Raw genomic sequence first — 24,418 nt, forward strand, 5'->3', positions numbered from 1 at the left:
AGGTCACCATGAAACAACACACACTGAGCCTGTGGCTCGGTGGGGTGTTGTTCGGCCTGTTAACCTCCGCCGCGCAGGCGGAGCCGTGGACGCTCGAACACACCCTGACCGAAGCCCAGCGCTACTCGGCAGAACTCTCCGCCAGCCGTAACGAAGCGCAGGCGCTGGATGCGATGGCGGATTCCGCCACGCAATTACCTGATCCAAAACTGAAATTCGGTATTGAAAACGTGCCGGTACAGGGCAGCAACGATCGGCGGCTTACGCGCGAAGGGATGACCATGCAGAAGGTTGGCATCATGCAAAGCTACGTCAGCTCAGAGAAGCGGGAACGTAAAGCACAGACTTTTCAGGCGCAGGCGCGAAGCGTGCTGGCAAAATCCGAGGCCGTACGTGCCGCGCTTCAGCGTGATACCGCCCAGGCCTGGCTGGATCTGGCGCTGGCACAGCAGGCGCTGAAAACGGCCAGAACGCTGGTCCGTGAAACGGAACGCCAGCGGGGCGTGCAGAAGGCGAGCGTCGGGGCGGGAGGCGCAACGCCGGACAGCGTACTGGCCCTGCAAATGATCCTCAGCGCCATGCGCGACAAAGAGACGCTGGCGCAGCGGGATGTGCAGCTGGCGCAAAGCCGTCTGCTGGAGCTAACAGGGCACGCTATTACGGCGGTTCGCGGTCCGCTGCCGCGCTATCAGCGCCTTCCTGCCGATGAAAAAACGTTGCAGGAGGGGATTGCCAGACACCCGGAAGTGGAGGCCGCGCGACGTGAAGCAGAGACCGCGAAAGCGCGTTCAGCGCAATCTGCCGTGGCAGCGCTACCCGATGTGGATGTGGAGGTCTATTACGCCCACCGCGCCGAAGGCTATGACGATATGGCTGGCGTGATGTTCAGCGTGGATCTGCCTCTGTTCCAGTCAAAACGTCAGGACAAGGATTACGCCGCCGATGTTTCCCGCTCAATGCAGGCGGTGGATCAACTGACGCTGCTCAAACGCGAACACATTGCCCAGGTGCAAACGCTGGTGGCGCAGTATCAGGCTGCGCAAACGGTGTGGCAGCGACAGCGAGACGAGGTACTACCGTTGCAGCGTCAACGGCTGACAGTGCTGACGGCGCAATATCGCTCTGGACAGTCGGCGCTTCCGGCCCTGCTGGAGGCGCGTCGTGGCGTACTGGATACGGAACTGGCGGTGAACCAGGCGGAGCGCGAAATGGCGCGAACCTGGGCTGCCGTGAACTGGCTGATCCCGCAGGAGCTGGCGCAATGAAAAAAACAACGTTAATGGCGATTGCCATCGCGATAGCTGCCGTTGGCGGCTATTTTGTCGGACAGAAGCAGACGCATCAGCCGGATGCGGCTTCACAACCGTCTGAACGCAAGGTGCTTTACTGGTACGACCCCATGGTACCCGGTCAGCGCTTCGATAAGCCGGGTAAATCCCCCTTTATGGATATGGATCTGGTCCCACGCTACGCCGATGAAGCGCAGACGGCGTCAGGCGTGGCCATCAGCACTCAACAGCAGCAAAACCTGGGGATGAAAACCGCCAACGTTGAGATGCGCCAGCTGGTTTCGCCGTTCTCGGCCTTTGCCACGGTTGCAACGGATGAACGTAACGTCTCGGTGTTGTCAGCCCCGGCCAATGGCGTGGTGTCAAAATTGTTTGTTAATGCGCCGCAGCAGCAGGTAAAAGCCGGAGAGGCGCTGGCGCAACTGTGGATCCCGCAGTGGACCGCCGCCCAGCAGGAGTATCTCGCGGTTCGTCAGCTTGGCGATGCCGCATTGACCCGCGCCGCACGCGAGCGGCTGGCGTTGCAGTTTATGCCAGAAGAGGTCATTCGTTTGCTGGAGCGTAGCGGTAAGCCGCAGACCACGCTCATTCTGCGCACCAACCGGGCGGGCTATGTGGTGAAGCTGGACGTGCGGGAAGGGGCGCAAATCACCGCAACGGCGCCGCTGTTTGAGATCGCCAGCCTCGATCCGGTCTGGCTGGTGATCGACTACCCGCAAACGCAGGCGCAGTCTCTGGCGGTGGGCAGCAAGGTGGTAGCAACCTCAGAAAGCTGGCCGGGGGAGCAGTTCCACGGCACGGTCAGCGAATTGCTGCCGCAGATGGAGGCGGCCACGCGAACCCTTAAAGCCCGTATCGTGCTGGAAAATTCCGCACATAAGCTGAAGCCGGGCATGTACCTCTCCGTCAGGCGTGCGGAAGAGCTGAAAGGCCCGCCGGTGCTGGCGGTGCCGGAAGAAGCGGTGATTAACAGCGGAGAGTCTGCGCGTCTGCTGCTGGCTACCGGGGACGGTTATTTCCAGCCTGTGACGGTGAAAACCGGCCTGACGGCGCAGGGCTGGACGGCGATCCTGTCCGGGGTCAAAGAGGGCGATAAGGTGGTGACGTCCGGGCAATTCCTGATTGATTCCGAAGCCAGCCTGCGTAGCGTGATGCCGGAGGTGACGCCATGATTGCCGCTGTGATTCGCGCCTCGTTGCGTAACCGCCTGCTGGTGATCCTGGCCGCGCTGATGATGGCCAGCTGGGGCTGGTGGGCGGTGCAGCGCGCGCCGCTGGACGCGTTGCCCGATCTGTCTGATGTGCAGGTCATTATCAAAGCGAGTTACCCCGGGAAAGCGCCGCAGGTGATTGAAGATCAGGTGACCTGGCCGCTGACAACTTCCATGTTGTCTGTGCCGGGCGCCAAAACCGTGCGCGGTTTTTCAATGTTTGGTGACGCTTATGTGTATGTGCTGTTTGAGGATGGCACCGATCTCTACTGGGCGCGATCCCGGGTGCTGGAATATTTAAGCCAGGTACAGGCGCAGTTTCCGCCGGGCGTGAAGGTGTCGCTGGGGCCGGATGCGACGGGCGTGGGCTGGATCTACGAATATGCGCTGATCGACCGTAGTGGAAAACACAGCCTGGCAGATCTGCGGGCCCTTCAGGACTGGACGCTTAAGTTCGAGCTTAAGACGGTACCGAATGTATCTGAAGTGGCAAGCATTGGCGGAATGGTGCGTCAGTATCAGATCGTGGCGGACCCGGCGAAAATGCGCGCGCTGAATATTACCCACAGCCAGCTATCCGGCGCGGTGCAGGCCGCCAATAAAGAGAGCGGCGGCGCCCTGCTGGAGATGGGCGAAGCGGAGTATATGGTGCGGACAACGGGCTATTTGCGCTCGCTGGAGGATTTTCGCAATGTGGTGATCGCCACCCGCGATGGCGTACCTGTCCTGCTGAAAGATGTCGCCACCATTGGCATTGGCCCGGAGATCCGCCGGGGCGTGGCGGAGCTTAACGGTGAAGGGGAGGTTGCTGGCGGCGTAATCGTGATGCGCTACGGGCAGAACGCGCTGGAAACCCTTCGCGCGGTAAAAGCGAAACTGAGCGAGCTGCAAAAAACGCTGCCGCAGGGCGTCGAGATTGTTCCGGTCTACGATCGCTCCACGCTGATTGAGGAGTCGGTCAAAACGCTGACGCACAAGCTGCTCGAAGAGTTTGCCGTGGTGGTACTGGTGTGCGCGCTGTTCCTGTTCCACCTGCGTTCCGCGCTGGTGGCGATGGTTTCTCTGCCGCTGGGGATCCTCGGGGCTTTTGTGGTGATGCACTATCAGGGCATTAACGCGAATATGATGTCGCTCGGCGGGATCGCCATTGCCATCGGAGCGATGGTGGATGCGGCAATTGTCATGATTGAAAACATGCACAAGGTGCTGGAGCAGTGGCGGCATGATAATCCGGGCAAGGAGCCTGCGTCGGGAGAGTACTGGCGTCTGGCGGAAAAGGCGGCGGTTGAAGTGGGACCGGCGCTGTTTTGCAGCCTGTTAATCATCACGCTGTCATTTATACCGGTATTTTCGCTGGAAGCGCAGGAGGGGCGAATGTTCTCGCCGCTGGCGTTCACCAAAACCTGGTCGATGGCCGTGGCCGCCGGGCTTGGGATCACTCTGGTGCCGGTGCTAATGGGCTTCTTTATTCGCGGGAAAATCCCGGATGAGAAGGCAAACCCGATAAACCGCCTCCTGATCCGCCTGTATGAGCCGCTGCTTGATAAGGTACTGACCTTCCCGAAAACGACCCTGGCACTGGCATGTCTGCTGCTGATCGCCACGCTCTGGCCGCTGAGCCGCCTGGGGAGTGAGTTTATGCCGCCGCTGGATGAAGGGGATTTACTCTATATGCCCTCCACGCTGCCGGGGATCTCTGCTCGCGAGGCATCGCGGCTGCTTCAGCAGACGGACCGCTTGATCAAAAGCGTACCGGAGGTGGCGAGCGTGTTTGGCAAAGCTGGTCGGGCGGAGTCGGCAACCGATCCCGCGCCATTAACCATGCTGGAAACAACTATCCACTTTAAGCCCCGCGAGCAGTGGCGGCCTGGAATGACGCCGCAAAAGCTGGTGGAGGAGCTCGATAAAACCGTGTCGCTGCCGGGCATTGCCAATGTGTGGGTGCCCCCTGTCCGTAACCGTCTGGACATGCTGGCAACCGGGATCAAAAGCCCGGTCGGCATTAAGGTGAACGGCAATAATATTGCCGACATTGAGCGCGTGGCCCGGCAGATTGAGCAGGTGGTGAAGGACGTTCCTGGCGTCTCCTCGGCGCTGGCGGAGCGACTGGAGGGCGGGCGCTACGTGGATATTCGTATCGACCGGCAAAAAGCCGCGCGCTACGGCGTTTCCGTCGATGAACTGCAAAGCCTGGTCTCCACGCTGGTCGGGGGCGATAACATTGGTGAGGTGATCCAGGGACGCGAGCGGTACCCCATCAACCTGCGTTATCCCCGCGATTTGCGTGATAACGTCGACACGTTGCGGGTGTTGCCGGTAGTAACCGCCAGCGGTAGCCAGGTGGCGCTGGGGGAACTGGCCGATATCGTCGTGACGGAAGGCCCACCGATGCTAAAAAGTGAAAACGCGCGCCTTTCCAGCTGGATCTACGTGGACTTACGCGGGCGCGATCTGAAGTCCGCCGTAGATGAAATGCAAAAACGGGTGGAGGAGAAGGTGGTATTGCCGCAGGGCGTATCTCTCTCCTGGTCCGGGCAGTTTGAATATCTGGAACGGGCGACCGCGACGCTTAAAATAGTCTTACCTGTCACGCTGATGATTATATTCATCCTTTTATGGTTAACCTTCAGGCGGATATCAAATGTCCTGATAATAATGGGGACATTGCCTTTCGCGCTTATTGGTGGGGTGTGGTTATTATGGCTGCTTGAATATAATTTGTCTGTGGCGGGGGCCGTTGGCTTTATCGCCCTTTCCGGGGTGGCAGCAGAATTCGGCGTAATTATGGTTCTATATTTGAATCATGCGCTTGATAAATATCACAGGCTTGAGCCAGAAGGGGGAAATACGGTGCTATTGCGGGCGATCCACGAAGGTGCCGTGCTGCGCGTGCGTCCGAAGGTGATGACGGTCGCCACGATTATGGCGGGACTGCTGCCCATCATGTGGGGCAATGGGAGTGGCTCGGAGGTGATGCAACGTATTGCTGCACCGATGATTGGTGGCATGGTTACTGCACCGTTATTGTCGATGTTAGTTATTCCCGCACTCTACAAATTGTTACATCAACGTTAAAAATGTCAACTGCATGTGCTTATTCAGGCATGCAGTTTATGTATCCTCAGACTATTCTCAGGAACGGGATGGTAATTAGGAATAACACCCATGCTGTTAAGCGTTCATTCAAGTATTCTGTGCTAAGGTCTGCACCGAATACTAAATATGGTAATGGCATTGTGATTGTACGAATTAAATTCCCCCTGATTTTATTGTTTATTATTGCGCAGTTATCATTTGCGTCTGCTGTTAATGCACAGAGCAATACAGCGGATAAAAGCTGGTTCACCACCTTCACGGATAACATTGCGCAAACATGGAACGAACCTGAACATTACGATCTCTATATTCCGGCCATTACGTGGCATGCACGTTTTGCCTACGATAAAGAAAAAACAGACCGTTATAACGAGCGTCCGTGGGGGGCTGGTTTCGGTCAGTCTCGCTGGGATGAAAAAGGTAACTGGCATGGCCTGTACCTGATGGCGTTTAAGGACTCCTACAATAAATGGGAGCCTATTGGTGGCTACGGCTGGGAAAAAACCTGGCGTCCGTTATCAGACGACAACTTCCGTCTGGGACTGGGCTATACGGCAGGGTTTACGGCGCGTGATAACTGGAAATACATTCCTGTTCCGGTACTGTTGCCGCTTGCCTCCATCGGCTATGGTCCGGCAACGTTTCAGATGACCTACATACCGGGTACGTATAACAACGGTAACGTTTACTTTGCCTGGATGCGGTTTCAGTTTTAACTGCATTTGTCTGGTAAATCGGCCAAAAAACGCACAGACATTGAAATGTAAAGGATAAAAATCGGACAGCGAAAATTAACGCGACTTTTGTCACTTTTTATCAAAGATCCGCTGGACAAAACGCCTCACAATTGTTGTACTGATACCCGACACAGCATTTGTGTCGTTTTTTAATGTAAAGGTAATTTTGATGTCTAAGATTAAAGGTAACGTTAAGTGGTTTAATGAGTCCAAAGGATTCGGTTTCATTACTCCTGAAGATGGCAGCAAAGACGTGTTCGTACACTTCTCTGCAATCCAGTCTAATGGTTTCAAAACTCTGGCTGAAGGTCAGCGCGTAGAGTTCGAAATCACTAACGGTGCCAAAGGCCCTTCTGCTGCTAACGTAATCGCTCTGTAATTCAGACGCGTCAGCAAGAATTTCAAAACCCGCTCAATGAGCGGGTTTTTTTCGTTATGAATCAACCAAAAAGATAGATCTTCAGAAAGCTGGCGACGATCGCGACGCTTAGCAATACCATACCCACGCCTGACAGATTCTCTCTCATGCTATCACCCTCGTTCAATATTGAGCCAAGAATGACAGAGAAAAATTAAGCCAACATTAAGGTTGTCGCGCTTAATGTCCGCTGGCGGAGGAAAATAACCAGAATGCGATCGCAGTCATCGCAAACGAGCCAAGCATGTTAACGGCAATGTTCGTCAGCGCCCAGCCCATCCGGCCTTCCTGAAACAGAAACACCACCTCCGCAGAGAAGGTAGAAAACGTCGTTAAACCGCCGCAGAAACCGGTCGTAATCAATACCTTCCACATAGGGTCGATGTTGGTCATGCGATTAAACCACGCCAGCCCCATCCCGATGATAAATCCCCCGATCAGGTTTGCCGCCAGTGTCCCCATCGGAATGGCCTGATGCAGCGGGTTAAACCGCATGCTTAAGAGCCAGCGCGCAACGCTACCCGTGCCCCCACCAATAAAAACGGCTATAAGTAGTTGTAACACTGTCAATACCTGCTATTTGCTGTGTAAGTGCGTCGAGTGTAACGCTGTTTTTAACCGGGAGACAATTATGTATGTTGCAGTAGGGCAGTTTGCGGTGACGCCGGACTGGAATGAAAACGCGGACAAGTGCATCTCCCTGATGAACCAGGCGAAGCAAAAAGGGGCGGCGCTGCTGGTGCTTCCTGAAGCGTTACTGGCGCGCGATGATGGCGATCCGGACCTGTCGGTAAAGTCTGCGCAAATGCTGGAAGGGGCGTTTCTGAAACGACTGCTGGCCGAAAGCGTCGGTAACGCGCTCACCACCATTTTGACTATCCATGTTCCCTCCACGCCGGGGCGGGCGGTGAACACGCTGGTGGCGATACGTGAAGGCACAATTGTCGCAAGCTACGCCAAACTTCATCTGTATGATGCGTTCAGCGTCCAGGAGTCGCGACTGGTCGATCCGGGGAGTGTAATTCCGCCGCTGATTGAGGTGGAGGGTTTTAAGGTTGGCCTGATGACCTGCTACGATATCCGTTTTCCGGAGCTGGCGCTGAACCTGGCACTACAGGGGGCCGAGGTGCTGGTTCTGCCCGCCGCGTGGGTCAGAGGACCGCTTAAGGAGCATCACTGGGTAACGCTACTGGCCGCACGCGCGCTGGACACCACCTGCTATGTAGTGGCTGCGGGTGAATGTGGCAATAAAAATATCGGGCAGAGCAGGGTTGTCGATCCGCTGGGAGTGACCGTAGCCGCGGCGGCGGAAGCGCCTGCTTTACTGCTGACAGAGATAACGTCAGCACGAATAACGCTTGCGCGTCAGCAATTACCTGTTCTGCGCAACCGCAGGTTTGCGCCACCGCAATTAATATGATGTTTTTTTCAACAATGCTTGATTCACCTTGTTACAGATTGCTATTGTGTGCGCGCGCCTGATGACCGTTAATACGTTCAGGTTTCTTTGGCGCTGAATGCAGCCTGTTTCATGTAAAGAAGGTATTTATGGGTGAGATTAGTATTACCAAACTGCTGGTGGTTGCCGCACTGGTCGTCCTGCTGTTCGGTACCAAGAAGTTACGCACGCTGGGTGGAGACCTGGGTGCTGCCATTAAAGGCTTTAAGAAAGCAATGAACGATGACGACGCGGCAGCGAAGAAAAGTGCCGAAGATGACATCGCAGCACAGAAGCTTTCACACAAAGAGTAATGGCAATGCTGCAAGGCTTGCATAAAAAAACCGGCTCACGAGGCCGGTTTTTTGTTTTACTGTAAATAAGTTTTACAGCTTTATTTCACTTCTTCGCCCTTCGCCTGCATATCGGCGTGATAAGAGGAGCGAACAAACGGACCGCACGCAGCGTGGGTAAAGCCCATCGCCATCGCTTCGGCTTTCATTTCATCGAACTCATCCGGACTCACGTAACGCTGTACAGGCAGGTGGTGACGGCTTGGCTGTAGGTACTGCCCCAGCGTCAGCATGGTGACGCCGTGGCGGCGCAGATCGCGCATCACTTCAATGATCTCAGCGTTGGTTTCACCCAGTCCCACCATCAGGCCAGACTTGGTAGGAATATGCGGATGGGCTTCTTTAAAGCGCTCCAGCAGCTTCAGCGACCAGTTGTAATCTGCACCTGGACGCACCTGACGGTAGATACGCGGTACGTTCTCCAGGTTGTGGTTGAACACGTCTGGTGGCGTCGCGGTCAGGATATCGAGCGCGCGGTCCATACGGCCACGGAAGTCCGGCACCAGCGTCTCAATCTTAATGTTCGGGCTTTTTTCGCGGATGGCGGTAATGCAGTCAGCGAAATGCTGAGCACCGCCATCGCGCAGATCGTCACGGTCAACGGAGGTGATAACAACATAACGCAGCGCCATATCGGCAATGGTCTGCGCCAGTTTTTGCGGTTCGTTAGCGTCAGGCGCAACAGGACGGCCATGAGCAACGTCACAGAACGGACAGCGGCGGGTGCAGATGGCACCCAGAATCATAAACGTCGCGGTACCGTGATTGAAACATTCAGCAAGGTTAGGGCAGGAGGCCTCTTCACAGACAGAGTGGAGGCCATTTTTGCGCATTGCCGCTTTGATCCCCTGAATACGCGAAGAGTCAGCCGGAAGTTTAATTTTCATCCATTCCGGTTTTCTTAACAGCGCCTCGCGCTCTGTAGCCACGTTTTTAACCGGGATAAGGGCCATTTTATCGGCATCGCGGTATTTAACACCGCGTTCCATCACAATGGGTTTACTCATAGCGTGCGTGTTCCAGTTGCGAATATCGAAGGAAAGCGTTTCAATTCAAGGGAATGTTGTAATTATCAACTATTTTTGAACGAACGACAGGCAGTATATCATTTAAAGGGGCGGTAAAGCAGCCTGCCAGGTCGCCAATTTGTAAAATAGTTGTTGTTTTGTGCCTTTTGCCCCGCATGCGGCAGGGCCTTACGCTGAAAGGCGGATCAAAAAGTCTGGCGGATCACATTGATGACGTTTTCCAGCACCGGATCGCGCAGGCTTAGCTTGTTGTAATGCAGTGAGATTTCAATAGATTCCGTCGTAAGTTGACTTAATGGAATGCTCTCCAGTGGCCAGCACTTTTGAAGCAAAGTGAAGAGACGCACAGGCATTATACAGAGCAAGTCGCTGCTGCCAATCAGGGCCGCGAGGGTAAACATATTGTAACTGCTAAAGCTGATCGGACGATCCGGGAAGAGTTCGTCAATACGTTGTCGCAGCGGATCCTGACCCTGTCCTTCGGACATAAATGTCGCATGTTCGTAATGGCGCAAATTTTCTGGCGTCAAAGGTGCGCTCAACGCAGGGTGAGCCTGACGACAAACGAGCGCCAGAGTGTCGGTATAAAGTACGTTATGCCCTAACGCTCTGGCCGTAAAGCTATTGCCGTCGATGATCAGGTCCGTCTGGAATTGCGCCAGCTGTGTTTCCGGATCGGTGACGGGCACGTTGCGGATAAGCAACTGTGGCGCATGCTGTTTCACCGCCTGATAGATGGCCGGCATGACCAGAACGCCCACTGAGGGAGAGGTGCCTATGGTGATAGTTCGTTGCTTATCGTAACTGCCGGTGAGATCCAGCGCGCCCAGTATTGATTCCAGACCCTGGCTGATGTACTCGTGCAGATGGGTGGCGTACGCGGTTGGGGTTACGCCCTGGCCTTTACGAATAAATAACGGATCGGGAAATATCGCGCGCAATTTTTGAATTGACTGGCTAATAGCAGAGGGCGTGAGATTAAGAATTTTCGCAGCATTAACGATACCTTTATGGACATATACCGCCTCAAAAATAGTCAATAAATTGAGATCAATATTACGTAAAGTCCGAAAAATTTGCGGCTTATCTTCGCCGCTGGTTTCATTCAGGCGTTTGGCTGGTAAATTAGTAGGCTCCACGCTCTTACTCCGTATCCATTCACAATATGAATGATAGTTGAATTTATTTATTATGCTTGCAGAGATTCGTAAAGTGTTTAGTAAGTTTCCATTATTTATCGAAAACAAGCAGTTGGGTGATTGTCACGCACGTTACACGAAACCCGGTGATGGTTCTATTAAGGTTCTAATTAATATGTGACGCTAATATATGGGCGACTCGAAAATATAGAATATGCGGTTTATTGTAAAGCGTAAATGCGGTAATTAAGCAGTGGCTGGTCAAATAACTGAGCCACTGCCCGAGGTAAGTTAAGCAGTAATATATTCGTAGGAGGGATTGTTAAGCAGTGCTAAAAAGTTCTTCAGAAGCACGGGCCGGATATTGTCAGGCGTGGCGGTATCGACCCACTGGCGCATTTGCGTCATTTCCATACCGGCATACCCACATGGGTTGATGCGCTGGAAGGGGGCCAAATCCATATTGATATTCAGCGCCAGCCCGTGGAACGAGCAGCCTTTGCGGATACGCAGCCCCAGCGAACAGATCTTCATCTCTCCCACATAAACGCCCGGGGCATCGGCGCGAGGGTGAGCGTCAATATCGTACTCAGCCAGCGTATTCACCACGGTTTGCTCCAGTAAGGTCACGAGCTCACGCACGCCCAGCTTTCTGCGTTTCAGGTTAAGCAGAACATACATCACCTGCTGGCCCGGGCCGTGGTAGGTCACCTGTCCACCGCGATCGCTCTGGATCACCGGGATATCGCCCGTCATCAATAAATGTTCGGCTTTTCCTGCCTGGCCTTGAGTGAACACCGGCAGGTGTTCAACCAGCCAGATTTCATCAGGCGTGGTGTCATCGCGCCTGTCGGTAAAGTCATGCATAGCCTGAGAGACAGGCTCGTAAGGCTGTAGCCCAAGATGGCGGACAAGAATTTTATCCTGGTACAAAAGGATGTCTCCGAAGACAAGGGAGAATAGGTAACGGGGAGTATATCACAGCGGGGAAGTGGGTTACCCGGCAAACCGGGTAACCGCAGAAGGACTACAGCACCATACGAACAATTTCAATATTGCCGAGCTCTTCGTACAGCGTCTCAACCTGCTCAATGTGTGTCGCAGTGATGGTGATTGAGACCGAGTGGTAGTTACCTTTGCTGCTCGGTTTGACTGATGGAGAGTAGTCGCCCGGCGCATGGCGCTGTACCACTTCAACCACCTGATCAACCAGCTCAGGTTTCGCCAGACCCATTACTTTGTAAGTAAAAGGGGTAGGGAATTCAAGCAGTTCGTTAAGTTTGGTTTTCATGTCAGCTCCGGCGTGTGTATAAAAAATAATAACTCCCGCCACGGGGCGGGAGTTTTACTGATACGTAGTATATGGGGATCAAAATCACACTTTCAAGTGTTCAATTTTTAACCAAACCAGTGATGGAACATCAGCTTAATGTAATCAATGATTTTGCCGAAGAAATTGCCTTCAGGAATTTCCTCCAGCACCACCAGCGGGCGCTGATCGATGGTTTTTCCATCCAGCTGGAAGTTGATGGTACCCACGACCTGATTCTTTTGCAGCGGGGCGTGCAGCTCGGTGGTATTCAGCACGTAGCTGGCTTTCAGATCTTTCATACGACCGCGTGGGATCGTCAGATAGAGATCTTTGTCCACACCCAGGGAAGCACGGTCGTTATCGCCAAACCAGACAGGTTCAGAGGCAAATTCTTTACCGGCTTTCAGCGGATTCACGGTTTCGAAGAAGCGGAAGCCCCAGGTCAGCAGTTTTTTACTTTCCGTTTCGCGTCCTTTAAACGTGCGGCCCCCCATCACGGCAGAGATCAGACGCATCTGGCCTTCAGTGGCAGAAGCTACCAGGTTATAGCCAGCTTTGTCGGTGTGACCAGTTTTGATGCCGTCGACGTTCAGGCTATTGTCCCACAGCAGGCCGTTACGGTTGGTCTGACGAATACCGTTGAAGGTGAACTCTTTCTCTTTGTAGATAGAGTACTCGTTTGGCACATCGCGGATCAGCGCCTGACCGATCAGCGCCATGTCACGCGCGGAGCTGTACTGACCTTCGGCGTCCAGGCCGTGAACGGTCTGGAAGTGGCTGTTTTTCAGGCCCAGCGCAGAGACGTAGCTGTTCATCAGGCCCACAAACGCGTCCTGGCTGCCCGCTGCAAAATCGGCCATTGCCACGCAGGCGTCGTTACCGGACTGCAAGTTGATGCCACGGATAAGTTGAGAGACCGGAACCTGCATGCCTGGCTTCAGGAACATCAGCGATGAACCTTTGAACACCGGGTTGCCGGTTGCCCACGCATCGTTACCGATAGTCACCAGATCGGTTTCTTTAAATTTACCCGCTTTCATGGCCTGGCCGATAACATAGCTGGTCATCATTTTGGTCAGGCTGGCCGGGTCGCGGCGGGCATCGGCGTTCTGTTCTGCCAGAACTTTGCCGGAGTTGTAATCAATCAGGATGTAGGATTCCGCGTCGATCTGCGGAACGCCAGGGATCATGGTCTTGATGTTCAGGTCATCCGCGTGAGCTGCGGAGAACGCAGCAGCGCAAAGGGCCGTGGTCAGCGCCATGCGCTGCACAAAACGAGCAGAAAAAGTGGTCTTCATGGTCAGAACTACGACATCCGTGATGGAATTAAAAAAAGTGCCTTACTATAGCAAATGCTATACGGGCAGGCATCCGACTTTCATCATGAGAGTGTTAACGTGGTTTACACAAACTGACATTTCGGATACCACCGATTAATTACTTCGCAACAGCGATAAACGACTGGAGCTGCGCCTCGCTCTGCAAACGCTGTTGCAGGGACGCTGCCTGCGATTTGCTGGCAAACGGACCCATCTGGATACGCCATACCGCACCGTTTTGCTCAACGCGGCCTGGCACGCCAAACTGCTGGCTTAAACGCTGCTGATACTGCTCTGCACGGGCCCGATCGCTGACGGCGCCAACCTGAACCACGTAGCTGCCGCTCGCCGTCGCAGGCGCCGCAGTCTGCGTAGCAGCCGGTGCGGTCACCGGGGCGGGTTGTGTAGCGGGTGCAGCAACAACGGGCGCAGGCGCTGGGGCAGGTTCATTTGATTCAATCACGCCCGGCGCTAACGTGGTGGGTGCACCAAGGAAACCACTGCTTTTCACCGGGGCGCCTGTCGCATCTTCACTTTGTAGCGTATCGTTGCTGATGGCGTGCACTTCACCCTGCGGCTGCGCGGGCTCTGCTGGCATTGAAGCGCCCCCCATACCACCGCTTAGATCCGGGCGTGCGGGCAGGGCGTAGGTCTGTTTCGCGACCGTGGTACAGGCCGTGCCCGGGCCAGACAGCGAACCATCCTGCGCCACGATAATCGGGTCGATACGCACTTTTGTATTATTTGAGGTATTCAGACGGTCGGCTGCCGCGCGTGACAGGGAGATCACGCGATCGTTGCCGTAAGGGCTACGATCGTTGATACGTACCACGATCATCCGGCCATTCGCCAGGTTAGTGATGCGCGCATAGCTTGGAATAGGCAGTGTCGGGTGTGCCGCCGTGATCTGCATCGGATCGAAGGTTTCACCTGACGCGGTCAGATTGCTGCCTGGCTCAGCGTCATAGATGGCAGCAAAGCCGGCCTGGCTGAAACGGGAAGGATCCTGAACGATTTTATAGCTTTTACCGTCGCGCTGATAATCCTGATTCACGCTGGCGTTCAGCGGTTCATAAACGGGATCGGCACCGCTAATTTCAACAATCGGGCCATTACAGACCGCAGGCTGCGGCGGCGCGACGGTTGCCTGTTGCTGACCATCATCACTTGTACAGGCGGCAAGTAAACTTGCTGCGATGCAGATCCCCAGCCACTGCTTACGCATTGCGATCCCCTTATTTTTATACGCTTTTGGACAACATTTTCCTGTGGGTATGGATCGACATGACGATACCAAACCCGGCCATCAACACGATCAGTGCCGAGCCCCCGTAACTCACCAGCGGCAGCGGTACGCCAACAACCGGCAGAATACCACTCACCATACCAATATTTACGAAGACATAAACGAACAAAATCAACATTAATCCACCCGCCATAACTCGGCCAAAGGTGGTCTGTGCGCGTGCGGCAATGTAGAGCCCACGCATGATCAACAGCACGTAGAGTGCAAGCAGCACCAGAATGCCAACCAGCCCTAACTCCTCAGCCAGAACGGCAAAGATAAAGTCGGTGTGGCGTTCCGGTAAAAATTCGAGCTGCGACTGTGTCCCGTGCAGCCAGCCTTTTCCGCGCAGGCCGCCGGAGCCAATCGCAATCTTCGACTGAATAATATGATAGCCTGCGCCCAGCGGATCGGTCTCGGGATCGAGCAGCATCATCACGCGCTGGCGCTGGTAATCATGCATCAGGAAGAACCAGAGAATAGGAATAAAGGCAGCCAGCAGGACCACCGCGATGCCGATCAGACGCCAGCTCAGGCCGGACAGGAACAGGACGAACAGGCCGGAGAGGGCGATGAGAATCGAGGTGCCGAGGTCAGGCTGTGCGGCCACGAGCAGCGTCGGCAGGAAAATCAGCACCAGCGCAATGGCGGTATTCTTCAACGACGGCGGGCAGACGTCGCGGTTAATGAAGCGCGCCACCATCAGCGGAACGGCGATTTTGGCGATTTCTGACGGCTGGAAGCGGACAATTCCCAGATCCAGCCAGCGTTGCGCCCCCTTCGAGATAGCACCGAACGCATCTACTGCCACCAGCAAAATGATACAGAAAATATAGAGATAGGGCGCCCAGCCCTCATACACGCGCGGTGGTATTTGCGCCATCACCACCATAATGACCAGACCCATGGCGATCTGGCCAACTTTACGCTCCATCATGCCGATATCCTGGCCGCTGGCGCTCCAGATAACGAGGGCGCTGTACACCAGCAGAGCCAGCAGGATCAGCAGCATGGCAGGGTCGATGTGGATCTTGTCCCACAGCGATTTTTTATTCGGATTATCCGTCATGATTATTGGTCCTCCGCCGCAGCGGCTGCCGGGTTTTCAGCTGGCAGTTCGGTGTTGTTATCACCCAGCATGATGTGGTCGAGGATTTGACGCATGATGGTACCCACCGCCGGGCCAGCGCCGCCGTTCTCAAGAATCATCGCCACCGCAACCTGCGGGTTATCATAAGGGGCAAACGCCGTCATGAGCTTGTGGTCACGCAGACGTTCGGCAATTTTATGTGCGTTATAGGTTTCATTCGCTTTCAGACCGAAGACCTGAGCCGTACCTGATTTCGCGGCAACCTTATACGGTGCGCCAGCGAAATATTTGTGCGCCGTCCCGTTAGGGCGGTTGGCTACGCCATACATCCCGTCTTTCGCGATTTCCCAGTACCCGGAATGAATGTCACCCACCGGCGGCTCGTGCGGCTGTATCCATGGCACTTTTTTGCCGTCTTCTACGGTGCTTTGCAGCAGGTGCGGTACTTTCACAACGCCATCGTTGATGAGGATCATCATCGCCTTGTTCATTTGCAGCGGCGTTGCCGTCCAGTAGCCCTGGCCGATCCCCACCGGAATGGTATCACCCTGATACCAGGGTTTTTTAAAGCGCTTCAGCTTCCATTCGCGGGTTGGCATGTTGCCGGAACGTTCTTCCGCCAAATCTATACCAGTGTAATGTCCGTAGCCGAATTTGCTCATCCATTCAGACAGACGATCAATACCCATGTCGTAGGCGACCTGATAGAAGAAGGTATCCGCCGACTCCTCCAGTGATTTGGTCACGTTCAGATGGCCGTGACCCCATTTTTTCCAGTCACGGTAGCGTTTTTCAGAGCCAGGCAACTGCCACCAGCCAGGGTCAAACAGACTGGTATTACGAGTAATGACGCCCGCGCTCAGCGCAGAAACGGCGACATACGGTTTTACCGTTGAGGCTGGAGGATAAACTCCCTGCGTGGCGCGGTTCACCAGCGGGGTGTTTGGATCGTTGAGCAGGCCGGAGTAATCCTTGCTGGAGATGCCATCCACGAAGAGGTTCGGATCGTAGCTTGGCATAGAAACCATCGCCAGAATACCGCCGGTACGCGGGTCGGTCACGATCACGGCGGCCCGGCTACCCGCCAGCAGCGTTTCGATATACTGCTGTAGCTTCAGGTCGAGCGTCAGATAAACGTCATGTCCCGCCTGTGGGGGAACCTCTTTGAGCTGACGGATCACGCGGCCACGGTTGTTAACTTCAACCTCTTCATACCCGGTCTGACCGTGCAGGACATCTTCGTAATAACGTTCAATCCCAAGCTTGCCAATATCATGGGTTGCGGCGTAGTTAGCCAGCTTGCCGTCTTTATCAAGGCGTTCGACGTCTTTATCGTTAATTTTGGAGACGTAGCCTATGACGTGCGTCAGCGCGGAGCCGTAAGGATAGTAGCGACGTTTATAGCCTTTGACTTCCACACCGGGGAAACGGTACTGGTTAACGGCAAAACGGGCGACCTGCACTTCCGTCAGGTTGGTTTTTACCGGAATAGAGGTGAAGCGGTGAGAACGTGCGCGCTCTTTTTTGAACGCAGCGATGTCGTCATCAGTCAGGTCGACAACGCTTCTCAGCGCGTTCAGCGTATCCTGCACGTTATCCACTTTCTCTGGCATCATCTCTATCTGGTAGATGGTGCGGTTTAGCGCCAGCGGGGTGCCGTTACGATCGTAGATAATGCCGCGGCTGGGCGCGATGGGCACCAGCTTGATACGGTTTTCGTTTGAGCGGGTCTGGTAATCGGTATAGCGGACAATTTGCAGATTATAGAGGTTGGCGATCAGCACGCCGGTAAGCAGCAAAATCCCCGTAAAGGCGACCAGCGCCCGGCGCACAAACAGCGCGGACTCAGCCGTATAGTCGCGAAAAGAATTCTGTAGTTTCATCCGCTGCTTAAATTACCCTGGTCAGTCATTACTCGCGGTGATAAGGGTGGTTGGTAGTGATGCTCCATGCGCGATACAAACTTTCTGCCACGAGAACCCGCACAAGCGGGTGGGGCAACGTCAGCGCCGAGAGTGACCAACTTTGTTCTGCTGCCGCTTTGCAGGCGGGAGATAACCCCTCTGGTCCGCCAATCAACAGACTGACATCACGACCATCCTGCTTCCAGCGCTCCAGTTCGTGCGCCAGCTGCGGCGTATCCCAGGGTTTTCCCGGGATATCGAGGGTCACGATGCGGTTTTTGCCTGCGGCAGCCAGCATCAGCTCTCCCTCTTTATCGAGAATACGTTTGATATCTGCGTTCTTGCCGCGCTTTCCTGCTGGGATCTCCACCAGTTCGAACGGCATATCTTTTGGGAAACGACGCAGATACTCAGTAAAACCGGTTTGTACCCAGTCCGGCATTTTGGTGCCGACGGCGACCAGTTGCAACTTCACGCATTAACCCCAGAGTTTTTCCAGCTCATACAGGCGACGGCTCTCTTCCTGCATGACGTGGACAATCACATCGCCGAGATCGACAACCACCCAGTCAGCGGTCGCTTCACCTTCAACGCCCAGCGGAAGCAGCCCTGCCGCGCGCGATTCCTGAACAACATGGTCAGCAATCGAAACAACGTGACGAGTTGAGGTCCCGGTGCAGATGATCATGCAGTCGGTGATGCTGGATTTACCCTTAACGTCGATAGCGATGATGTCCTGACCTTTCAGGTCATCAATTTTGTCGATAACAAAATCCTGGAGTGCTTTACCCTGCAAGTTTTCCCCCTGGGTGAATGAGATTGTACAACTATGAATTCGTGGCCAGTCAGTATACCTGAACTGACGCCAGTCGCGGGACAAATGTCACCGCCCGGCTTTTGAAGGCGGGTATCATCCCACCCTCCGCCTGAGATTGCATCGCCATTTTTGTAAAACAATTTCTGTAAAGCAGCGATCGGCGGGAAAGTCTGGCAGCGGAGGATATCAGTATGGCTTAGCCTGTCAAGGCAGGATAAACATTAACAGACAATTTCGCCGGTGATGATCAGGCATCTGTACTTTTCTGATACAAACCGTGTGCGTGGATATAGGCCAGCACGGGCGAGGGCAAGAGATCGTCACAGTCTAAACCCTGCTGGAGACGCTCGCGGATGAGGGTCGCGGAAATATCAAACCACGGCGTTTCAGCGAGGTAAATTTTCCCGGCGGGTAGACTGTGCAGGTCTTCTATATTGTCCGTCAGATGCGCGTCAAGCCATTGCTGATGCTGCGCGTCGCGCATGGTCAACGGGTAGCCCGGACGGCGGCAGACCAGCAGATGACTGTTTTCCAGAATGGTTTCGTACTGGTACCAGCTGGGAAAGTTGAGCAAGGAATCCTGGCCGATGATAAACGCCAGCGGTTGCATGGGCCCCTGCTCAGCGCGCCACTCCCGCAGCGTTTGCGATGTCCAGGAAGGGGTATCCCTGCGCAATTCGCGCTCATCCAGCGTGAAGAGAGGCTTATCTGCGATAGCCAGCGCGAGCATCGCTTTGCGCTGCTCGCTGGTTGCTTCTGGCTGAGGACGATGCGGAGGAACATTGTTGGGCATGATGATTACCCGCTGCAACCCAATCAAATTCGCGAGGATTTCTACCGGCTTAAGATGCCCATAGTGTACCGGGTCGAAGGTCCCGCCATACATTGCCTGTAAAGAATGCATATCACCCATCGATAAATACGTCTGCCAGCGCCTTATGGCAGAGCAGCAAAGAGAGGCTCTCCAGCTCCGCCCAGACAGACTGGCCGTAGTCCTGTTTTAACGTCAGTTCGGCGCGCATCAGAAGTTGCACTGCCTGACGCAACTGCTCCTGGCTCAGGCGGTTTATCGCCTCCGTGGTCATCGCCCGACGGTTCTGCCAGACGCGATGTTTATCGAATAAGGCGCGCAGGGGCGTATGTGCCGACTGACGTTTAAGGTTGTTCAGCAGCAGTAATTCGCGCTGGAGCGTGCGGAGCAGAATGACCGGCTCACTCCCTTCCAGGCGCAGCTGTTGCAGTATGTGCAGGGCTCGCTTACTTTTCGCCGACAGCAGCGCATCAACCCAGTGGAAGGGAGTAAAGTGCGCGGCATCATTCACCGCCTGTTCCACGCGCGGTAGCGTCAGCTTGCCATCGGGCCACAGCAGGGCGAGCCTGTCCAGCGCCTGCGCCAGTGCCAGAAGGTTGCCTTCATAGCAATAGCAAAGGAGCTGGCTGGCGGCATCATCCAGTTGCAGATTGTGCAGCTTTGCGCGCGCGGCAACCCATTTTGGCAGATGCGCCTGTTCTGGCGTCTGGCAGGTGACCAGTACCGCATTGGTGGCAAGCTGGGTAAACCAGGCCGCGTTTTCCTGCGCTTTTGTGAGTTTGTTACCGCGTACGATAAGCAGCAGATCGCCGTGTAATAAACTCACCAGCATAGTCAGCTGTTCATTGATGGCCGCGTTAGGACCATTCTCAGGCAGCAGGATCTGGATTGTCTGACGAGAGGCAAACAGGCTCATGGCCTGACAAAGCGAGAAGATAGCGTTCCAGTCGGTACTGTTATCGATCTGGAACGTATGATGCTCCTCGAAACCCTGCGCGGCTGCCGCATGGCGAACCGCATCAAGGCTTTCCTGGAGTAACAGGGGGTCGTTGCCGAGTAGCAGATAGGCCGCGCGCAGCCCTTCGTTGAGCTGCGCGCGGAGTTGTTCAGGATACAACCTGATCATCAGTTACCCAGCGACGTTGGCATATCCGGCGTGCGGGCATCCGGTGTTTCGATGACGTCAGCGCCTTTTTTCGTCGACGCGGCAATGGTAGGCAGCTTACGGATCAGCTGCTCCGCAGCCTTATCGTACATCTCTTTGATGATAATCTGCTCTTCGGCGTCTTTCGCCAGCGCCGTCTGCGGGTTATCGAAGAACGAACGGTAGACTTTGGTACTGATAGGGTAAATATCTTTACCCGGTATCAGAACAGCCGCGCTAACGGTCAGCACCATCTGATATTCCGCCGTCCGCCCATCCTGGAAGATTGACGCAGTGTCTTTTGCCAGCGTTGATTTCAGGACGCGAAGCGAAGGAACATCCTGACGCAGGGTTCCCTTCTCGATCAGTTCAACATCGTTCAAACGCAGCTGGTTACGAATGGCCCGGCTCAGCGGTCCATTCGGATCGGATGAGTCGAAGATCATTGTTTTCATCTGAGCAGGCACTGCCGTGGTATTGCGCAGGTGCCAGCCGCAGCCAGCGGTGACCAGCACCGCCAGAGATAAGAGTATTGTTGCCAGGTGTCGCACGTTTCCTCCCGCGCTTAGCCAACGACCAGATTCAGCAGTTTACCGGGTACGTAGATCACTTTACGTACGGTAACGCCCTCAAGGTATTTCGCGACCAGATGCTCCTGGCCTGCGCGCTCGCGAACCTGTTCTTCGGTTGCGTCGACCGCGACGGTAATTTTACCGCGCACTTTACCGTTAACCTGCACCACAACCAGCGTGGTGTTTTCCACCATAGCGGATTCATCCGCCACTGGCCACGGCGCGTTGTCGATATCCCCTTCGCCTTTCAGCTCCTGCCACAGGGTGAAGCTAACGTGCGGCGTGAACGGGTTCAGCATGCGAACGACCGCCAGCAGCGCTTCGCGCATTAACGCGCGATCCTGCTCGCCGTCCTGCGGGGCTTTTGCCAGCTTGTTCATCAGTTCCATAATAGCCGCAATTGCGGTATTGAAGGTCTGACGACGACCAATATCATCGGTGACTTTCGCAATGGTTTTATGAACATCACGACGCAGCGCCTGCTGATCTTCGCTCAGTGCAGCCACGTTCAGCGCTGGCGCATCACCTTGTGAGGTGTGCTCGTAAACCAGTTTCCAGACGCGTTTCAGGAAGCGGTTTGCCCCTTCAACGCCGGATTCCTGCCATTCCAGCGTCATATCTGCCGGGGAGGCGAACATCATGAACAGACGCACGGTGTCAGCGCCGTAACGCTCAACCATCACCTGCGGGTCGATACCGTTATTTTTAGACTTGGACATCTTGCTCATGCCGGTATAAACCAGTTCATGACCTTCGGCGTCTTTCGCCTTCACGATACGGCCTTTCTCGTCGCGCTCCACAATCGCATCAACCGGAGAAACCCAGTTACGTTCACCGTTCGCGCCAACGTAGTAGAACGCATCTGCCAGCACCATACCCTGACACAGCAGCTGTTTTGCCGGCTCGTCGGAGTTGACCAGGCCTGCGTCACGCATCAGTTTGTGGAAGAAGCGGAAGTAGAGCAGGTGCATGATGGCGTGTTCAATGCCACCGATATAGATGTCTACCGGCAGCCAGTAGTTTGCAGCATCGGAATCCAGCATGCCTTCTTTGTACTGCGGGCAGGTGTAGCGCGCATAGTACCAGGAGGATTCCATAAAGGTGTCAAAGGTGTCGGTTTCACGCAGCGCTGGCTGACCGTTGACGGTGGTTTTTGCCCACTCAGGATCGGCTTTGATCGGGCTGGTGATGCCGTCCATGACCACGTCTTCCGGCAGGATCACCGGCAGCTGATCTTCCGGCGTTGGCATCACGGTGCCGTCTTCCAGGGTCACCATTGGGATTGGCGCACCCCAGTAACGCTGACGGGAAACGCCCCAGTCGCGCAGACGGTAGTTGACTTTACGCTCGCCCACGCCCAGGGAGGCCAGTTTGTCGGCGATGGCGTTGAAGCCCTCTTCGAAGCTCAGGCCGCTGAACTCACCGGAGTTAAACAGGGTGCCTTTTTCAGTCAGCGCTTGCTCAGAGAGATCGGGTTCAGAGCCGTCAGCAGCAAGAATAACAGGCTTGATGGTCAGGCCGTATTTGGTGGCAAATTCGTAGTCGCGCTGATCGTGACCCGGCACGGCCATCACGGCGCCTGTGCCGTATTCCATCAGTACGAAGTTGGCGGCCCAGACAGGTATCGCTTCGCCCGTCAGCGGGTGGATCGCTTTGAAGCCGGTATCAACGCCTTTTTTCTCCATCGTCGCCATGTCGGCTTCGGCCACTTTCGTGTTGCGGCATTCGTCGATAAAGGTCGCCAGCTCCGGATTGTTTTCCGCCGCTTTTTGCGCCAGCGGGTGACCTGCGGCCACGGCCAGGTAGGTCGCGCCCATGAAGGTGTCCGGACGGGTGGTGTAGACGGTCAGCGTCTGGTCGTAGTTTTCTACGTTAAAGGTAATTTCCACACCTTCGGAACGGCCGATCCAGTTGCGCTGCATGGTCTTAACGGTGTCAGGCCAGTGATCCAGATTATCCAGATCGTTCAGCAGTTCGTCAGCGTAGGCGGTGATTTTGATAAACCACTGCGGGATCTCTTTACGCTCTACTTTGGTGTCACAGCGCCAGCAGCAGCCATCGATAACCTGCTCGTTCGCGAGAACGGTCTGGTCGTTCGGGCACCAGTTAACGGCGGACGTTTTCTTGTAGACCAGGCCTTTTTTATACAGCTCGGTGAAGAACTTCTGCTCCCAGCGGTAGTATTCCGGGGTACAGGTTGCCAGCTCGCGGCTCCAGTCATAGCCAAAGCCCAGCATTTTCAGCTGGTTTTTCATGTACGCGATGTTGTCGTACGTCCACGGAGCCGGTGCCGTGTTGTTTTTCACCGCCGCGCCTTCAGCAGGCAGGCCGAACGCATCCCAGCCGATAGGCTGAAGTACGTTTTTGCCCAGCATACGCTGGTAGCGTGCAATCACGTCACCGATGGTGTAGTTACGCACGTGGCCCATGTGTAGTCGACCAGAAGGATAGGGAAGCATCGACAGGCAGTAATACTTCTCTTTGCTCTCGTCTTCGGTTACTTCAAAGGTGCGCTTCTCGTCCCAGTGTTGCTGGACTTTTGATTCTATCTCTTCCGGGCGGTATTGCTCTTGCATGGCAGCCAGTGGTCCTGTGTTCAATACAGCTACAAATGTAGCCAATGGATGTGGTAATTCAGATCCGCATAGCATAGCCCAAACGCCCGCGTCAAAACAGCCTTTCACGCAAATGCACTTTGCAGGAATTTACCGGGTCTGTGCTTCACCTGACAAAGCGGCGACGAAATAAGGTCTATTATTAGAGACAGTTACTTACCCGGGAGGCAAAATGATGAACAAGGTTGCTCAATTTTACCGTGAACTGGTAGCGACTCTGACGGAAAGGCTGCGTAACGGCGAGCGTGATATCGACGCGTTGGTCGAACAGGCACGCGCACGCGTGACGCAAACGGGTGAGTTATCGCGAACCGAAGTGGAAGAGGTGACGCGCGCCGTGCGCCGCGACCTGGAAGAGTTTGCGCGAAGCTATGAAGAGAGCCAGGACGAAATCGCCGACAGTGTTTTTATGCGGGTAATTAAAGAGAGCCTGTGGCAGGAGCTGGCGGATATTACCGATAAAACCCAACTGGAGTGGCGCGAGGTATTCCAGGATTTAAACCACCACGGTGTCTATCACAGCGGCGAAGTGGTGGGGCTGGGGAACCTGGTGTGTGAGAAGTGCCACCACCATATCGCCGTTTATACGCCGGAGGTGCTGTCGCTGTGTCCGAAATGCGGGCACGACCAGTTCCAGCGTCGGCCGTTTGAGCCGTAGGTAAAAGCAAAACGGCAACGTCGTTGCCGTTTTTAGTGTCTGCTCCCTCTCCCTGTGGGCTGAGGGATCCCCAGTAATTTTTTTATGCAGAAGCAATAAAGTTGCTTTCTAAATGACTGAGGGCTGTCAGCGATGCCCTGGTCCGGCTGTAAATCGCTGAGGCGTTTCCTGCAGGCCAGGGCG

The 24,418-nt window shown here is 54.9% G+C and carries 23 protein-coding genes; 8 read left to right on the top strand and 15 right to left on the bottom strand.

All coding sequences use genetic code 11. From position 1 onward, the window contains the following. Positions 1–8: 8 nt before the first annotated feature. The 5 genes from ACOTXC_RS09895 (at position 9) to cspE (ending at position 6,711) form a co-directional block, all read left to right on the top strand. A complete protein-coding gene (locus ACOTXC_RS09895; RefSeq protein WP_126292016.1) occupies positions 9–1,265 on the top strand; it encodes a TolC family protein in 1,257 nt (418 codons plus the stop codon). After that, positions 1,262–2,461 (top strand): efflux RND transporter periplasmic adaptor subunit, encoded by a 1,200-nt coding sequence (locus ACOTXC_RS09900; RefSeq protein WP_421767603.1) that lies wholly within the window; start codon positions 1,262–1,264, stop codon positions 2,459–2,461. The genes ACOTXC_RS09895 and ACOTXC_RS09900 overlap by 4 nt, the downstream gene beginning before the upstream one ends. After that, positions 2,458–5,574 carry an efflux RND transporter permease subunit gene (locus ACOTXC_RS09905; RefSeq protein WP_022647421.1) on the top strand — a complete coding sequence of 1,039 codons (3,117 nt, stop codon included), beginning with the start codon at positions 2,458–2,460 and terminating at the stop codon, positions 5,572–5,574. Before ACOTXC_RS09900 ends, ACOTXC_RS09905 begins: the two co-directional genes overlap by 4 nt. Before the next feature lie 161 nt (positions 5,575–5,735). After that, entirely contained in the window at positions 5,736–6,311 is a 576-nt protein-coding gene (pagP, locus tag ACOTXC_RS09910) for a lipid IV(A) palmitoyltransferase PagP (RefSeq protein WP_421767604.1), read from the top strand. 190 nt (positions 6,312–6,501) lie between these two features. Further along, a complete protein-coding gene (gene cspE, locus ACOTXC_RS09915) occupies positions 6,502–6,711 on the top strand; it encodes a transcription antiterminator/RNA stability regulator CspE (RefSeq protein WP_002439184.1) in 210 nt (69 codons plus the stop codon). A 219-nt stretch (positions 6,712–6,930) separates the two neighbouring features. Here cspE and crcB read toward each other — a convergent pair whose 3' ends face one another. After that, a complete protein-coding gene (gene crcB, locus ACOTXC_RS09920; RefSeq protein WP_241308358.1) occupies positions 6,931–7,314 on the bottom strand; it encodes a fluoride efflux transporter CrcB in 384 nt (127 codons plus the stop codon). 67 nt (positions 7,315–7,381) lie between these two features. Between crcB and ACOTXC_RS09925 the strand changes: the two genes are divergently transcribed. After that, the gene (locus ACOTXC_RS09925; protein ID WP_023299586.1) at positions 7,382–8,170 is read left to right on the top strand and encodes a deaminated glutathione amidase; all 789 of its coding nucleotides are present in this window, start codon (positions 7,382–7,384) and stop codon (positions 8,168–8,170) included. 128 nt (positions 8,171–8,298) lie between these two features. Next, entirely contained in the window at positions 8,299–8,502 is a 204-nt protein-coding gene (gene tatE, locus ACOTXC_RS09930; RefSeq protein WP_022647424.1) for a twin-arginine translocase subunit TatE, read from the top strand. An 80-nt stretch (positions 8,503–8,582) separates the two neighbouring features. On the opposite strand, the gene lipA is transcribed toward tatE, so the two are convergent. The 14 genes from lipA to leuS all read right to left on the bottom strand — a co-directional run bounded on the left by lipA (position 8,583) and on the right by leuS (position 23,538). After that, on the bottom strand, positions 8,583–9,548 hold the full coding sequence (gene lipA / locus ACOTXC_RS09935) for a lipoyl synthase (protein WP_006809637.1): 966 nt from the start codon (positions 9,546–9,548) through the stop codon (positions 8,583–8,585). A 206-nt stretch (positions 9,549–9,754) separates the two neighbouring features. Next, entirely contained in the window at positions 9,755–10,708 is a 954-nt protein-coding gene (locus ACOTXC_RS09940) for a YbeF family transcriptional regulator (protein ID WP_022647425.1), read from the bottom strand. Positions 10,709–10,999: 291 nt separating this feature from the next. Beyond that, positions 11,000–11,641 (bottom strand): lipoyl(octanoyl) transferase LipB, encoded by a 642-nt coding sequence (gene lipB, locus ACOTXC_RS09945; protein WP_126490615.1) that lies wholly within the window; start codon positions 11,639–11,641, stop codon positions 11,000–11,002. A 94-nt stretch (positions 11,642–11,735) separates the two neighbouring features. Continuing rightward, positions 11,736–11,999, bottom strand: a complete 264-nt coding sequence (ybeD, locus tag ACOTXC_RS09950) for a DUF493 family protein YbeD (protein ID WP_003858718.1) — start codon at positions 11,997–11,999, stop codon at positions 11,736–11,738. Positions 12,000–12,106: 107 nt separating this feature from the next. Next, positions 12,107–13,318, bottom strand: a complete 1,212-nt coding sequence (dacA, locus tag ACOTXC_RS09955) for a D-alanyl-D-alanine carboxypeptidase DacA (protein WP_003858714.1) — start codon at positions 13,316–13,318, stop codon at positions 12,107–12,109. 139 nt (positions 13,319–13,457) lie between these two features. Further along, entirely contained in the window at positions 13,458–14,564 is a 1,107-nt protein-coding gene (gene rlpA / locus ACOTXC_RS09960) for an endolytic peptidoglycan transglycosylase RlpA (RefSeq protein WP_421767605.1), read from the bottom strand. A 16-nt stretch (positions 14,565–14,580) separates the two neighbouring features. After that, a complete protein-coding gene (mrdB, locus tag ACOTXC_RS09965; protein ID WP_022647428.1) occupies positions 14,581–15,693 on the bottom strand; it encodes a peptidoglycan glycosyltransferase MrdB in 1,113 nt (370 codons plus the stop codon). Between the two features lie 2 nt (positions 15,694–15,695). Beyond that, positions 15,696–17,597, bottom strand: coding sequence for a peptidoglycan DD-transpeptidase MrdA (gene mrdA, locus ACOTXC_RS09970; RefSeq protein WP_015571138.1), 1,902 nt, complete (start codon positions 17,595–17,597; stop codon positions 15,696–15,698). Positions 17,598–17,625: 28 nt separating this feature from the next. Then, on the bottom strand, positions 17,626–18,093 hold the full coding sequence (gene rlmH, locus ACOTXC_RS09975; RefSeq protein ID WP_003858701.1) for a 23S rRNA (pseudouridine(1915)-N(3))-methyltransferase RlmH: 468 nt from the start codon (positions 18,091–18,093) through the stop codon (positions 17,626–17,628). Positions 18,094–18,096: 3 nt separating this feature from the next. Continuing rightward, positions 18,097–18,414: a ribosome silencing factor gene (gene rsfS / locus ACOTXC_RS09980; protein ID WP_003858696.1), complete on the bottom strand. Its 318-nt coding sequence runs from the start codon at positions 18,412–18,414 to the stop codon at positions 18,097–18,099. A gap of 268 nt (positions 18,415–18,682) precedes the next feature. After that, positions 18,683–19,348 carry a nicotinate-nucleotide adenylyltransferase gene (gene nadD, locus ACOTXC_RS09985; RefSeq protein ID WP_023299589.1) on the bottom strand — a complete coding sequence of 222 codons (666 nt, stop codon included), beginning with the start codon at positions 19,346–19,348 and terminating at the stop codon, positions 18,683–18,685. After that, entirely contained in the window at positions 19,341–20,372 is a 1,032-nt protein-coding gene (gene holA, locus ACOTXC_RS09990) for a DNA polymerase III subunit delta (protein ID WP_421767606.1), read from the bottom strand. The genes nadD and holA overlap by 8 nt, the downstream gene beginning before the upstream one ends. Beyond that, the gene (gene lptE / locus ACOTXC_RS09995; RefSeq protein WP_058677430.1) at positions 20,372–20,941 is read right to left on the bottom strand and encodes an LPS assembly lipoprotein LptE; all 570 of its coding nucleotides are present in this window, start codon (positions 20,939–20,941) and stop codon (positions 20,372–20,374) included. The genes holA and lptE overlap by 1 nt, the downstream gene beginning before the upstream one ends. A gap of 14 nt (positions 20,942–20,955) precedes the next feature. Next, the gene (gene leuS / locus ACOTXC_RS10000) at positions 20,956–23,538 is read right to left on the bottom strand and encodes a leucine--tRNA ligase (protein ID WP_015571136.1); all 2,583 of its coding nucleotides are present in this window, start codon (positions 23,536–23,538) and stop codon (positions 20,956–20,958) included. Positions 23,539–23,752: 214 nt separating this feature from the next. Here leuS and ACOTXC_RS10005 point away from each other — a divergent pair, with 214 nt between their 5' ends. After that, positions 23,753–24,235 (top strand): zinc ribbon-containing protein, encoded by a 483-nt coding sequence (locus ACOTXC_RS10005; RefSeq protein ID WP_032621827.1) that lies wholly within the window; start codon positions 23,753–23,755, stop codon positions 24,233–24,235. The last annotated feature ends 183 nt before the right edge of the window (positions 24,236–24,418 follow it).

It is taken from the genome of Enterobacter cloacae complex sp. IR5428, from assembly GCF_049238585.1.
GTDB classification, from domain to species: domain Bacteria; phylum Pseudomonadota; class Gammaproteobacteria; order Enterobacterales; family Enterobacteriaceae; genus Enterobacter; species Enterobacter intestinihominis.